The 13,089-nt window shown below is 58.2% G+C and carries 12 protein-coding genes; 7 read left to right on the forward strand and 5 right to left on the reverse strand.

The features are described 5' to 3' along the window. Nucleotides 1-143: 143 nt before the first annotated feature. The 3 genes from fba to ACYZUC_RS22340 all read left to right on the forward strand — a co-directional run bounded on the left by fba (nucleotide 144) and on the right by ACYZUC_RS22340 (nucleotide 2,277). Nucleotides 144-1,208: a class II fructose-bisphosphate aldolase gene (gene fba, locus ACYZUC_RS22330; RefSeq protein ID WP_007981624.1), complete on the forward strand. Its 1,065-nt coding sequence runs from the start codon at nucleotides 144-146 to the stop codon at nucleotides 1,206-1,208. Between the two features lie 340 nt (nucleotides 1,209-1,548). Further along, a complete protein-coding gene (locus ACYZUC_RS22335; RefSeq protein WP_461990431.1) occupies nucleotides 1,549-1,875 on the forward strand; it encodes a hypothetical protein in 327 nt (108 codons plus the stop codon). Between the two features lie 192 nt (nucleotides 1,876-2,067). Then, complete coding sequence (locus ACYZUC_RS22340) at nucleotides 2,068-2,277, forward strand: hypothetical protein (RefSeq protein ID WP_461990433.1); 210 nt, start codon at nucleotides 2,068-2,070, stop codon at nucleotides 2,275-2,277. A gap of 93 nt (nucleotides 2,278-2,370) precedes the next feature. On the opposite strand, the gene ACYZUC_RS22345 is transcribed toward ACYZUC_RS22340, so the two are convergent. Beyond that, on the reverse strand, nucleotides 2,371-3,039 hold the full coding sequence (locus ACYZUC_RS22345; RefSeq protein WP_461990435.1) for a polysaccharide lyase family 7 protein: 669 nt from the start codon (nucleotides 3,037-3,039) through the stop codon (nucleotides 2,371-2,373). Between the two features lie 321 nt (nucleotides 3,040-3,360). Between ACYZUC_RS22345 and ACYZUC_RS22350 the strand changes: the two genes are divergently transcribed. From ACYZUC_RS22350 to ACYZUC_RS22360, 3 genes are read left to right on the forward strand one after another with little or no spacing between them, the layout of a single operon-like run. Beyond that, nucleotides 3,361-5,484 (forward strand): putative bifunctional diguanylate cyclase/phosphodiesterase, encoded by a 2,124-nt coding sequence (locus tag ACYZUC_RS22350; RefSeq protein ID WP_461990437.1) that lies wholly within the window; start codon nucleotides 3,361-3,363, stop codon nucleotides 5,482-5,484. 46 nt (nucleotides 5,485-5,530) lie between these two features. Continuing rightward, the gene (locus ACYZUC_RS22355; RefSeq protein ID WP_032832888.1) at nucleotides 5,531-6,022 is read left to right on the forward strand and encodes a YgjP-like metallopeptidase domain-containing protein; all 492 of its coding nucleotides are present in this window, start codon (nucleotides 5,531-5,533) and stop codon (nucleotides 6,020-6,022) included. Between the two features lie 15 nt (nucleotides 6,023-6,037). Further along, the gene (locus ACYZUC_RS22360) at nucleotides 6,038-6,334 is read left to right on the forward strand and encodes a winged helix-turn-helix domain-containing protein (RefSeq protein WP_008033286.1); all 297 of its coding nucleotides are present in this window, start codon (nucleotides 6,038-6,040) and stop codon (nucleotides 6,332-6,334) included. Nucleotides 6,335-6,430: 96 nt separating this feature from the next. On the opposite strand, the gene ACYZUC_RS22365 is transcribed toward ACYZUC_RS22360, so the two are convergent. After that, nucleotides 6,431-6,883, reverse strand: coding sequence for a GNAT family N-acetyltransferase (locus tag ACYZUC_RS22365; RefSeq protein ID WP_461990440.1), 453 nt, complete (start codon nucleotides 6,881-6,883; stop codon nucleotides 6,431-6,433). 256 nt (nucleotides 6,884-7,139) lie between these two features. On the opposite strand from ACYZUC_RS22365, the gene ACYZUC_RS22370 reads away from it, so the two are divergent. Then, nucleotides 7,140-7,877, forward strand: coding sequence for a substrate-binding periplasmic protein (locus tag ACYZUC_RS22370; protein ID WP_461990441.1), 738 nt, complete (start codon nucleotides 7,140-7,142; stop codon nucleotides 7,875-7,877). Nucleotides 7,878-7,994: 117 nt separating this feature from the next. Here the strand turns inward: ACYZUC_RS22370 and yccS are convergent, their stop codons facing one another. The 3 genes from yccS to dbpA form a co-directional block, all read right to left on the reverse strand. Continuing rightward, entirely contained in the window at nucleotides 7,995-10,178 is a 2,184-nt protein-coding gene (gene yccS / locus ACYZUC_RS22375; protein WP_461990443.1) for a YccS family putative transporter, read from the reverse strand. Nucleotides 10,179-10,403: 225 nt separating this feature from the next. Then, the gene (locus ACYZUC_RS22380; protein ID WP_461990445.1) at nucleotides 10,404-11,582 is read right to left on the reverse strand and encodes a BaiN/RdsA family NAD(P)/FAD-dependent oxidoreductase; all 1,179 of its coding nucleotides are present in this window, start codon (nucleotides 11,580-11,582) and stop codon (nucleotides 10,404-10,406) included. Nucleotides 11,583-11,716: 134 nt separating this feature from the next. Continuing rightward, on the reverse strand, nucleotides 11,717-13,054 hold the full coding sequence (dbpA, locus tag ACYZUC_RS22385; RefSeq protein ID WP_461996745.1) for an ATP-dependent RNA helicase DbpA: 1,338 nt from the start codon (nucleotides 13,052-13,054) through the stop codon (nucleotides 11,717-11,719). Between the last annotated feature and the right edge of the window lie 35 nt (nucleotides 13,055-13,089).

The raw sequence follows: 13,089 nt of genomic DNA on the forward strand, positions 1-13,089 counted from the left end.
GAGCAAGCTTCGCTCCTACAGGGTTTCTGCGTAATACCGAATGAGCGGACTGGATTAACCCCCGATCTGCAATAACTTGAATAGCCGCCGCCGCTCCGGCAGGCTGGCACGATTAACGACCCAAACCGGGAGAGACACACACAATGGCACTTATCAGCATGCGCCAGATGCTGGACCACGCAGCCGAGTTCGGCTACGGCGTTCCAGCCTTCAACGTCAACAACCTTGAGCAGATGCGCGCCATCATGGAAGCCGCTGACAAGACTGACTCCCCGGTGATCGTCCAGGCGTCGGCCGGTGCTCGCAAATACGCCGGCGCACCGTTCCTGCGTCACCTGATCCTGGCGGCAATCGAAGAATTCCCGCACATCCCGGTGTGCATGCACCAGGACCACGGCACCAGCCCTGACGTCTGCCAGCGCTCCATTCAACTGGGCTTCAGCTCGGTCATGATGGACGGCTCCTTGGGCGAAGACGGCAAGACGCCGACCGACTACGACTACAACGTCCGTGTTACCCAACAAACCGTAGCCATGGCTCACGCCTGCGGCGTATCGGTAGAAGGCGAGCTGGGCTGCCTGGGTTCGCTGGAAACCGGCATGGCCGGTGAAGAAGACGGCATCGGCGCTGAAGGCGTTCTGGATCACAGCCAGATGCTGACCGACCCGGAAGAAGCCGCTGACTTCGTCAAGCGCACTCAGGTCGACGCCCTGGCCATCGCCATCGGCACCAGCCACGGCGCGTACAAGTTCACCAAGCCGCCTACCGGCGACGTGCTGGCCATCGACCGCATCAAAGAAATCCACAAGCGCATCCCGAACACCCACCTGGTAATGCACGGTTCGTCTTCGGTTCCGCAAGAGTGGCTGGCGATCATCAACCAGTACGGCGGCGACATCAAAGAAACCTACGGCGTACCGGTTGAAGAAATCGTCGAAGGCATCAAGCACGGCGTGCGCAAGGTCAATATCGACACCGACCTGCGCCTGGCATCCACCGGTGCGATGCGTCGCCTGATGGCCACCAACCCGAGCGAGTTCGACCCGCGTAAGTTCTTCGGCGCGACTGTCACTGCAATGCGTGACGTGTGTATCGCTCGCTACGAAGCCTTCGGCACTGCCGGCAACGCTTCGAAGATCAAAGCGATTTCGCTGGAAGGCATGTATCAGCGTTATCTGAAAGGTGAGTTGAACGCCAAGGTTAACTAAACCTTCAGCATTTGAGTTGCACAAAAAACCCGCCGAGAGGCGGGTTTTTTATGCGTGCAAGAAAATCATGAGTCGCTTAATTCTCTTGCTCTCGAAAATGTTTATCTTGTGCGACCTTCATTCTACTCATGGCTCCCAAGTAGGCGTTAGTTAGTGTTAGTGCGATGACGTATGTGTGGTGCTGATTATTATTTCGAAATTGTATAAAAAACTGTGATTTTTTACAGGTGATCAGCAGGCTGTTTTTGCCATATCGTTTGTATGTCATATCCGAGGGGTGAGCGATGTGAATAAATCCATGCGTTTACTCTACTGATTTGCAATTATGGAGATGAGTATAATGTTGAATGGGACATATGAAGGCGGTGAAGGTGACACCAAAGCTGTTTTGAAGATCACGGACTCAGATGCTAGTCGCGATGTTATAAATGTCGGAACATATGTGTATGGGGGTAGGGTCTATGACGTTAGGGGGACTTTTCAATACATGAGCCCGCCAAACACGAAGGTTGTTATTAATCTGACATTGGCTTCTCGAGATGACTCTCCGAGTTTTGAAATGAAGTTAATGTCCTCCGATAAAACCTATTCACTGCTGCAAGGTACTGTTTCGTATTTTGGCGGCGGTGCCGCCGTATTTAGTGCAAGTCTTGGTAAGACAGCATAAATTACGGTAAATGCGGTGAGGGGGGTTGGAGCTTTTGAACGCTTCTAAAATGCGGTGGGTCTACCGTGTTAAAAATAAAAGGGACAGAATGATTTAGCCGTTCCCGTTTTAGTCGATCAAATAAATCTGTCCCCTTTGTTCTGTGTTTTTACTGATATTTAATTCTTAATTTTTAACTTTGGAGCGTCGAAAATGAGTGCTGGAGAAGGTGTGGTGACAATGTGGGATAGTAGAAGCGGAGTTGGAGGTATAAAAGGAAAGTATGAAAGTTATGCTTTCCTGATTAAAGACACTGATCCAAGTCAGCAGTTGAAAATAGGGAGTAAAGTCACTTTCAGTGTTCCGGGAGGGGAACTGTTGGCAGGGATGAAGGTTGCAGGCGATATTCGAATTGTGATGTAAATGGGGGGCAGGATCCGGCAATGTACTGCGAGGGCTTTGTCTTCGGACGCAGCCTCGCAAGCTCCACAGCTACTATCGGGATCCCGGTATGGGCTATTTATCGTGATCAATATCCAGTTTGCTAAATGTCACTTTACCGCCTTCACTGGTGTACCCGGTGTTGTCCTGCACATACACCCCGGCCTTGAAGTACAGCGGTTTGACCCGCCACGTCGCGCTGATTTTGGTGTCCCACTGAAAACCCGCAGCACTGATGCCCAGCGCACCACCAGGGCTGAGGTGGATGAGGTAGGAAAATTCCTGATCCAGCTTCACGCCGGTGGCGATGGTGATTACCCGGCCTTCGCCGTCATCGGGGTGCATGCGCACCTTGGCTACGATGTTGCCGGTCTTGGTGGCGGTCTTGTACTGATACTCGACCTTCACCATGGGTTTCTGGCTTTCATAGGCGTGGATCTGGCCGATGACGATTTTGCCGGAGCTCGGCACCTGGTTCACCGCCAGGGTGGCGCGCAGGGAATTGTCGGCGTCCGGGTAGTACCAGTTTTTCAGGGTGCCGTTGCTGTAGGTTTCCCGCAGTTCGGTGCGCGGATACTTAGCGTTTTCGGTTTTTGTGCCGGTTACCGGCGACCAGAAAAACAGTGTGCCGGTGTCGGAGTGGAAGTATTGATCCTTGAACCCATTCACCAGTTTGGCCGTTTCAACGGTGTACGGCGGGTTGCCGACGGGAACACTGAGGTTCCAGGATGCGAGATCGATCATAGGAAAAGCTTCCACGAATTTTGCAGCACGGACGTACCAGAAGCTCTAGCACGCGCCTTGGAGGGCGGTCTTTATAAGCGTAGAAGGCTATTTTGTTAACGTCTGTCTGACAAATGGATGACGTCAAAATCCTGTTAAAAGGCCATCTTTCCCGGTTTTAGCGGCCTGTAGAGGTGACCGTTAGTCGGCAAATGAACCCTTTAGTTACATGATGGCGTACTGATATCTTCTGCTTTCGCGAATCCCGGTCTAGAGTGAAGACGTAACATTTGTCCGGTTTTCACGAGAAACCGGCCTGACGCCCCGACATAGAGAAGCAGCATGGAATGCGCGCAACCCCCGCCAGCCGAAGGCAGCTCAACCCTTTTAATCGTCGATGATTACCCTGAAAACCTGATCAGCATGCGCGCGTTGCTGCAGCGCCAGGACTGGCAGGTCATCACCGCTGCGTCCGGTTTTGAAGCCCTGAGTCTTTTACTCGAACACGATATCGACCTGGTGCTGCTGGATGTGCAGATGCCGGGTATGGACGGCTTTGAAGTGGCGCGCCTGATGCGCGGCAGTCAGCGCACCCGTCTCACGCCGATCATTTTCCTCACCGCCAACGAACAGTCTCAGGATGCCGTGATCAAGGGCTACGCCAGTGGTGCGGTGGATTACCTGTTCAAACCGTTCGACCCGCAGATTCTCAAGCCCAAAGTCCAGGCGCTACTGGAGCATCAGCGCAATCGCCGGGCGCTGCAGCGCCTGAGTCACGATCTGGAGGTCGCGCGCGCCTTTAACGCCTCGGTGCTGGATAACGCCGCCGAAGGCATTCTGGTGGTCGGTGAGGACGGTCTGATCCGCTTTGCCAACCCGGCGATGTCGCGACTGCTAAACGCCACGGTGCAAGACCTGCAAGGCAAAGAGTTTCTGGATTACCTGCAAAAGCCGCATATTCCGGTCTGGGCCGATTCCGAACTGCTGACCGGTTACAAGCGCGGCGAAACCCTGCGCCTGCACGATGCGCTGTTGCGTACGGCGCCGGGCCAGCAGGTGCCTGTCGCACTTTCATGTGCGCCATTGCCCACCGAGCAACACGCGATGGTGGTGACGGTGCTGGACATGTCGGTGGTGCGTCATCTGCATCAGCAGCTGGAATTTCAGGCGGTGACCGACCCGTTGACCGGCCTGCTCAATCGCCGTGGTTTCTATCAGACCGTGGAAAACCTGCTGCTGCGCGGTGAGCGTAACGACAGCGCCTGGGTGTTGCTGTATCTCGACCTCGACGGTTTCAAACGGGTCAACGATTCCCTCGGTCACGATGCCGGCGACCGCGTGTTGCGCTGGGTGTCCGAACAGTTGAAGGCTTGCTTGCGACCCTTCGACATTCTGGCGCGCATGGGCGGCGATGAATTCACGGCGCTGCTCGATCTGGAGTTCCCCGAGCAAGCGGCCAAGATTGCCGAGAAGCTGATTGAGCGGGTGTCGATCTGTCAGCAGATCGATGGGCTGGATATCGCCCTCGGGGCCAGCATCGGCATTGCCACGTATCCGGATTGCGGGGCCAATCTCGATGGTTTGTTGCGAGCGTCCGACATCGCCATGTACGAAGCCAAGCGTGCCGGGCGTCAGCAATATCGCTTCTATGACCATGACATGAACGGTCGCGCGCGCTCACGGCTGATGCTCGAAGAAAGTGTGCGCACCGCCATCGAAAACCGCGATTTCAATCTGGTGTATCAACCGCAGGTGGCCATTGCCGGAGGGCAGATTCGCGGGTTCGAAGCCCTGCTGCGCTGGCAGCATCCGAGCGTCGGCGACGTGCCGCCAGGGTTGTTTTTGCCGTTGCTGGAAGAGGCGCGGTTGATCAGTCGCCTGGGCAGCTGGATTTATCATCGCGGCGCCGGGCAACGCAAAGCCTGGGAAACCTTGTTTGCCGAAGACTTGGTGCTGGGCGTCAGCTTGAGCAGCACACAGTTCGGCATGCCCAACCTGGTCACCGAGTTGCGTCAGGTGCTGGAGCGCCATGGCTTGCAGGCGCGGCATCTGGAGGTCGAGGTCACGGAAGAGGCCTTGATGCACAACCCCGATGAAACGCGGAAACAACTGCGCCTGCTGCGCAATCTGGGGGTGCGGGTGGCGCTGGATGATTTCGGCTCCGGGCCGTGCTCGTTGTCGCATCTGCGGGACCTGGAGCTGGACACGCTCAAGCTTGACCGGCATGTGATCGCCCGGTTGCCGGACTCCTTGCGGGATGCGGCGTTGGTGCGCAATGTGATCGACCTGTGCAAGCAGTACGGGATGCTGGTGATCGCCGAAGGCGTGGAAACCGTCGCGCAATATGAATGGCTGCAAGCCAATGGTTGCGAGTACGTGCAAGGTTTCCTGGTGGCGCGGCCGATGATTGCCGAGGACGTCGGCGACTTTGTGCGACCGTTCGACTGGAGCACGTTGATCGACTGAATTCGCTACACTGGCGGCCTTTCAGTAATTGATGTTGCCTATCCCGATGACCGCGTTGAAATACCTTCAGGCCTATCCCGTAGAGTTGCAGGACCAGGTGCGCTGGCTGATCACCGAGGGTCGGCTGGGCGACTACCTGGACAAGCGCTACCCGCAAAAGCACGACGTGCAGAGTGACAAGGCGCTGTATGCCTATGCCCTGGACCTCAAGCAGGAATACCTGCGTAACGCCCCGGCCATCGACAAAGTGTTGTTCGACAACCGTCTGGACCTGACCCATCGCGCCCTTGGCCTGCACACCACGATCTCGCGGGTGCAGGGTGGCAAACTCAAGGCCAAGAAAGAAATTCGCGTGGCCTCGCTGTTCAAGGAGGCGCCTTGCGAGTTCCTGAAAATGATCGTGGTGCATGAGCTGGCGCACTTCAAGGAGTCGGATCACAACAAGGCGTTCTACAAGCTGTGCGAACACATGTTGCCGGGGTATCACCAGGTCGAATTCGATTTGCGGGTGTACCTGACGTGGCGGGAAATGCAGTAGCCAAGGAGTGTGTGGATGGACGTGAGCAAGACCAAGAGCAGCTTCTATCGCCGTTTATACGTGGCGTACCTGATCGACAGTGGGCTGGCCAGCAGCGTCCCGGCATTGACCGACGTGACCGGCATGCCCCGGCGCACGGCGCAGGACACCATTGCCGCGTTGGCGGATCTGGATATCGTTTGCGAGTTCGAGCAGGAAGAGGGCGCGCGCAACCATGCCGGGCGTTATCGGATTCGCGAGTGGGGAGCGATTGATCGGGGATGGATCGAGCGAAATCTGCGGCAGATTAAAGCGGTGTTGGAATATCCGTGATTTGCGCTGTTGCGGCTGATGCCTTCGCGGGCAAGCCTCGCTCCTACAAGGGCAGAGCAAATCCTGTAGGAGCGTGGCTTGCCCGCGAAGAGGCCCTCAAGAACGACGCATCCCGATATGCGGAATGCCATCTTCCACGTATTCCTCACCCGCCACGACAAACCCGTACCGCCCGTAATACCCCTGCAAATGCGCCTGCGCCGACAGATAAACCGGCACATCAGGCCAACGCTTCTCAGCCTGCTTCAACGCCAGGGCGATCAGCTCATGACCCAACCCTTTGCCGCGCGCTTCCGGTGCGGTAAGCACCCGGCCGATCACCACGTCGCCGCCCTGTAATTCCGGGTCGAGCAAGCGCAGGTACGCCACCAGCCGATCGCCGTCCCAGGCCATCAAGTGGCAGGTGTCACCCTCCAGGTCCTGGCCGTCCACGTCCTGATAGACGCATTTCTGCTCCACAACGAAAACCTCTGAGCGCAGCTGCAGAATGGCGTACAGCTGCTCTTTGCCCAGATCGCTGTGGTGCTTGCAGATCCAATCGATTGTCATCTTCACATTCCGTTGACCTAGTCGCTCCGATACTAATCGCCTGGACGAAAGATGTCTTTATGGCAGAGAAATCTGTGACAAAGGCCAAAATGCCATCATTCAATTCGCGCGGCGTTGTCTTCTTTGTGTAATCTGGGGTGAAGCGCTGTGCAGTGGCTTCGATGAGCTAATGTTAGTACCTGGGTTTTGCCGGTAAGGGACCTTGGAGTTTTGGCTGAAAACACGTCGGGCAGCCGCCCGCTAAGGATTTTCGAGCATGCCGCGATTGCATCGAGCTTTGGCCTTGATCGGATTGCTGTTGCTGACTCAGGGCGCGGCAGCGGAAAAGCTGCGACTGGTAGCCGATGCCTGGCCACCCTTTACCGACGCCACGCTGATCAATGGTGGTTTGGCGACGGACATTGTCAGCACCGCGCTGGCGCGAGCCGGCTATGCCAGTGACTTTGAACAGGTGCCTTGGGCACGCGCCCTGATGGGTGTGGGCGAAGGCCGTTACGATGTGCTGGTGAACGCCTGGTATACCGAAGAGCGCACCAAACTCGGCCAGTTTTCCGGCGAGTACCTGCTCAACCGCGTGCGCTTTCTCAAGCGCAAGGACGCACCGATCGAATACAACAACCTGCAGCAGCTGCACACTTATCCGATTGCAGTGGTACGCGGTTACGCCTATTCACCGGCGTTCGATGAGGACGCTTCGCTACAGAAGATCCCGGTGCACAGCTTCGCCATGGCTGTGCGCATGGTCGCTGCCGATCGGGTCAAGCTGACGCTGGAAGACGAATACGTCGCTCGTTATTACCTGGCCCGGGAGTCCGCCAAGGTGCGCAATGCCGTGGAGTTCCTGCCCAAGCCGTTGAGCGAGAACAGCCTGCACATTCTGGTCAGCCTGAAAAATCCGCACCATGAAGAGATCGTGGCCAGTTTCGACCGTGAGATTGCGGAGATGAAAGCGGATGGCAGTTATGAGCAGCTGATGAAGCAGCACGGGATGTAGTTTTTGCGGGATGGCTGATGACCTCTTCGCGGGCAAGCCACGCTCCTACAGGGTTCGCGGCGATACTTGTAGGAGCGAGGCTTGCCCGCGAAGAGGCCGGCCCACTCACCACAAATCTCAATCCTCGCCGGTGTCCTTGATCAAATGCGCCGCCAACGTCCGTAACGGCCCCAACTGCCGGCAGATCAACGCCAACTGCGTCTGCACCAACCGCTGCCCTTCGTCTATCTCGTCCGGCATCTGTTCCAGCTCATTGGCCAGCGCCTCTTCCTCATCACTCTGAATCGCAATCGGCAGTTTGCTCGCCAACCCTTGAGCGATTTCATCGATGCTCGCCGCCAGTTTCACGCCGGCCCCTTCGATCAATTGTTCGCGCACGTCTGCCGGCAGTTGGGTTTCACGGTGTGCACCCAGTCCTGACAAATAGCTGAGCAAGGTGTGCGACAACACCAGGAAACGGAACCCGACATCCGCTTCCTTACGGAAATGCCCCGGCTCCATCAGCATGTTGGCGAGCGTCGTCGAGAGCGCCGCATCGGCGTTGTGCGCGTTGCGCCGGGCCAGGCGATAAGCCAGGTCGTCGCTCTTGCCGGCGGCGTATTGCTGCATGATCTGGCGCAGGTAAATGCTGTTGCAGGTGAGGGTGTTGGCCAGCACTTTGTTCAAGCGTCGGCCCTGCCAGTCCGGCAGGAACAGGAACACCGCCAGACCGGCGATCAGGCTGCCGAGCAAGGTATCGAACAGTCGCGGCAGGAACAGTCCGTAACCGTCCCCGACCTGGTTGAAGCAGAACAGCACCATCAGCGTGATCGCGGCCGTGGCCAGGGTGTAGCGGGTGGTGCGGTTGGTAAAGAACACCACCCCGGCGGCAATCGCGAAGCAGGACTGGATCAGCGGGTTAGGGAACAGGTCGAACAACGCCCAAGCCAGGGTCAGGCCAATGGCGGTGCCGATGATCCGCTGACCGAGTTTGCGCCTTGTCGCGCCATAGTTCGGCTGGCAGACAAACAGCGTGGTGAGGATGATCCAGTAACCCTGCGACGGGTGAATCAAATGCACCATGCCGTAGCCGATGCTCAACGCCAGGGGCAAACGCAGGGCATGGCGGAACAGCAGCGAGGTGGGTGTCAGCTGCGTGCGCAAGCGAATCCACACATCCTTGAGGCTGCGTGGCGAGCGGTCGAGCAGGCTACTGTCGGTGGCGTCGGCGAGGGCGTCGGGGTTGCTCGCATCGCTGAGCAAACGGTCGAGGGTGCCGAGGTTGGCGGCCAGTGCGCGCAGGGATCGCAGCAGTCCGCGCCAGGCCGGGTTGCTCTGGATACGCAGGTGTTCGAGGGACGCGTGCAGGTCGCTGAGGGCTTCGGCAAAGCTGGCGTCATAGATGAACGGCTGGCGCATCTGGATCGATTCCGCCAGCGCTCGGCAAGCCTTGCCCTGTTGGCGCAGCAGGCGCTGACAGCGGAACAGCACGTCGCTGTGGAAAAAGGCGTCGGCCAGCGCGTTGTACGGATAGTGCGAGGAGCTGGCGCGTTCGTGGATGTCCTGAGCGAGGAAGTAGAGCTTCAGGTAGCGGCTGACTTTCGAGCCCGGTCGACCGTTGCCGACCCGGTGCAGAATGATTTCCTTGGCAGCGTTCAGGGCCGCTACGACCCGACCGTTCTGCTGGGCCAGTTCCAGTCGACGCGCTTCCACGTCCATCTGCCGGATCGGCTCGAACAGCGACGATTTCAGCTTCAGGTAAAAACCCAATTCGCGGAACAACCTTGCCAGGCTCTGCTGCACCGGCTGGTTGGAAAACATCGCCTGCCATAACACCGAGAGCAAGCCGTACCAGGCCGCGCCGGCCACCAGCAGCACCGGTTCGTGCCAGAAATCGGTCACCGCGCCGCCGCGCTGGTCCACGCCGATCATGGTGTAGACCGACAGAATCAACGTCGCCGAGGCAATCGCGCCATAACGTTCGCCGAGCGCACCGAGCATGGTCAGGCAGAAAGCTGCCAATGCGAAAGCGATGATGAACAGGACGGGGTAGGGGAAGAGCAGTTCGACGGACAGGGCTGCGACGATGAAGCAGACCAGCGTTACGGCCAGCGAATTGAGGCGACCCTGCCAGCTGTCGTCGGTTTCGGCCAGGGCGCTGGCGATGATCCCCAGGAACAACGGGATCAGCAGTCCCATTTCATCCTGATACCAACACAGCGCCATGCTGCCGGTCAGGGCGATGAACACCCGTACGCTGTAACTGAATTTATCCAGCGCCCAGAGGCGACGCAGGGACTGACGAAAAGGGGTCGATGGCATGAAGTGCGAGGGCCTTCCGAGGCAATGACGCTAAATTGAGCCAGTAATGACGCCGACGCAATGGCGCCGATCACATCTGACAGCAAAATCTGTTCCTTTAACGGACAACCCATAACCAATGTGGGAGCGAGCCTGCTCGCGAAAGCGGTCTAACCCTCAACAAAGATGTTGAATGTGCCGACCCCTTCGCGAGCAGGCTCGCTCCCACAGTGTGTTTTGTGTTTGTTAGACGTATTGCGCAGCCGCGTAACCCGATGCCCAGGCCCACTGGAAGTTGAAACCGCCCAGATGCCCGGTCACGTCGAGCACTTCGCCGATGAAATACAGCCCAGGGCTTTTCAACGACTCCATGGTCTTGGACGAGACTTCGTTGGTGTCGACGCCGCCCAAGGTCACTTCGGCCGTGCGGTAGCCTTCGGTCCCGGCCGGCACCACTTTCCAGCTCGCCAGCTTCTCGGCGATGTCGGCAATTTCCGCGTGGGTGTATTGCTTCATCGGTTTGGAGACGAACCAGTTGTCCGCCAGCAGGTTGGCCATCTTCTTGGTGAAGATTTCACCGAGCAGGGTTTTCAACTCGCTGTTCGGACGTTCGGCCTGCTGCTGTTGCAGCCAGCTCGGCACATCGTGATCCGGCATCAGGTTGATCTCTACCGGGTCGCCGGATTCCCAGAACGAGGAAATCTGCAAAATCGCCGGACCGCTGAGGCCGCGATGGGTAAACAGGATGTTCTCGCGAAAGCTCTGATCGTTGCAGCTCACCAGGCAATCCACCGACGTACCGGACAGTTCGGTGCAAAGCTCTTTGAGCTGATCGGTGATGGTGAAGGGCACCAGGCCGGCGCGGGTTGGCAACAGTTCGTGGCCAAACTGCTTCGCGACCTGGTAGCCGAAACCGGTGGCGCCGAGCGTCGGGATCGACAGGCCGCCCGTGGCGATCACCAAGGATTCACAGGTGATCTGGTCCAGTGTGGTGTCCAGCAGATAGCCGCTTTCCAGCTTTTCGATGGTCTGGATCGACGTGTCCAGGTGCAGGCTGACGCCAGCCTGATCGCACTCGTTGAGCAGCATTTCGAGGATGTCGCTGGATTTGTTATCGCAGAACAGTTGGCCGAGTTTCTTCTCGTGGTACGGCACGCCATGCTTGGCGACCATGCCGATGAAATCCCACTGCGTGTAGCGCGCCAGTGCGGATTTGCAGAAGTGTTCGTTCTGCGAGAGGAAATTGCCCGGTTCGGTGTACATGTTGGTGAAATTGCAGCGGCCACCGCCCGACATCAGGATTTTCTTGCCGGCCTTGTTCGCGTGGTCGAGCAACATCACCTTGCGCCCGCGCCCGGCGGCGGTCAGCGCACACATCAACCCTGCGGCGCCAGCGCCAATGATCACGACTTCGGTAGAGCGCAAAACGGTGTCCTCACATAAATCTCAAAAACGACACGGAACCTGTAGGAGCCGGCTTGCTGGCGATGAACGATGACACGGTCCAATTGATAGACCGCAGCGCCTGCATCGCCAGCAAGCCGGCTCCTACAAGGTGATCAGAGGATACGCACGCGCAGCGAGCGGCCTTTGATCTTGCCGTCGTTCAGGCGTTGCACTGCCTGCTTGGCAACTCCGCGTTCCACGGCCACGAACGCCTGGAAGTCGAAAATCGCGATCTTGCCAACCTGCGCGCCCGGAATCCCGGCGTCGCCAGTCAATGCACCCAGAATATCGCCCGGACGCACTTTGTCTTTACGGCCAGCGCCGATGACCAGTGTGCTCATTTGCGGCAGCAACGGACCACCGCCCTGGGACTTGAGGTTGTCCAGCTGATCCCAGCTCAACGGCGACTTCTGCAGTTGCTCGATGGCCTGGGCGCGGTGCGCTTCGGACGGAGCGACCAGGCTGATCGCGATGCCTTTTTCACCGGCGCGGCCAGTACGGCCAACGCGGTGAATATGGATTTCCGAATCACGGGCCAGTTCGACGTTGATCACCATGTCCAGCGCATCGATGTCCAGACCGCGGGCGGCGACGTCGGTGGCAACCAGTACCGAAGTACTGCGGTTGGCAAACATCGTCAGCACCTGGTCACGATCACGTTGTTCCAGATCGCCGTGCAGGCCGACGGCGGAGATGCCTTTGGCGGTCAGATGATCGACGGTTTCCTGAACCTGCTGCTTGGTGAAGCAGAAGGCCACGCAAGAGGCCGGGCGGTGATGCGCGAGGACTTTGACCACGGCGTCCATGCGCTCTTCCGGAGAGATCTCGTAGAAGCGCTGCTCGATCTGCGTGTCGTCGTGGAACGCCTCGGCCTTCACGATCTGAGGGGTACGCATGAATTTCGCCGCCAGTTGCTTGATACCCGTCGGGTACGTGGCGGAGAACAGCAGGGTCTGGCGGCGTTCCGGGGTCTGGGCGATGATTTCTTCGATGGAGTCGTAGAAACCCATGTCGAGCATGCGGTCGGCTTCGTCGAGGATCAGCGTGTTCAGGCCATGGAGCACCAGCGAACCTTTGCGCAAATGTTGCTGAAGGCGGCCCGGAGTACCGACGATGATGTGCGCGCCGTGCTCCAGCGAGCCGATCTGCGGACCGAACGACACGCCGCCGCACAAGGTCAGGACCTTGATGTTGTCTTCGGCGCGGGCCAGACGACGGATTTCCTTGGCGACCTGGTCAGCCAGCTCGCGCGTTGGGCAAATGACCAGTGCCTGGCAGCCGAAGAAGCGCGGATTGATCGGGTTCAGCAGGCCGATGCCGAAGGCCGCGGTCTTGCCGCTGCCGGTCTTGGCCTGGGCGATCAGGTCCATCCCCTTGAGGATCACCGGCAAGCTTTGCGCCTGGATCGGCGTCATCTGGGCATAACCGAGGGAGTCGAGGTTAGCCAGCATGGCGGCGGACAGCGGCAAAGTATTAAAAGCGGTGG

The organism is Pseudomonas sp. GT1P32, from assembly GCF_054897805.1.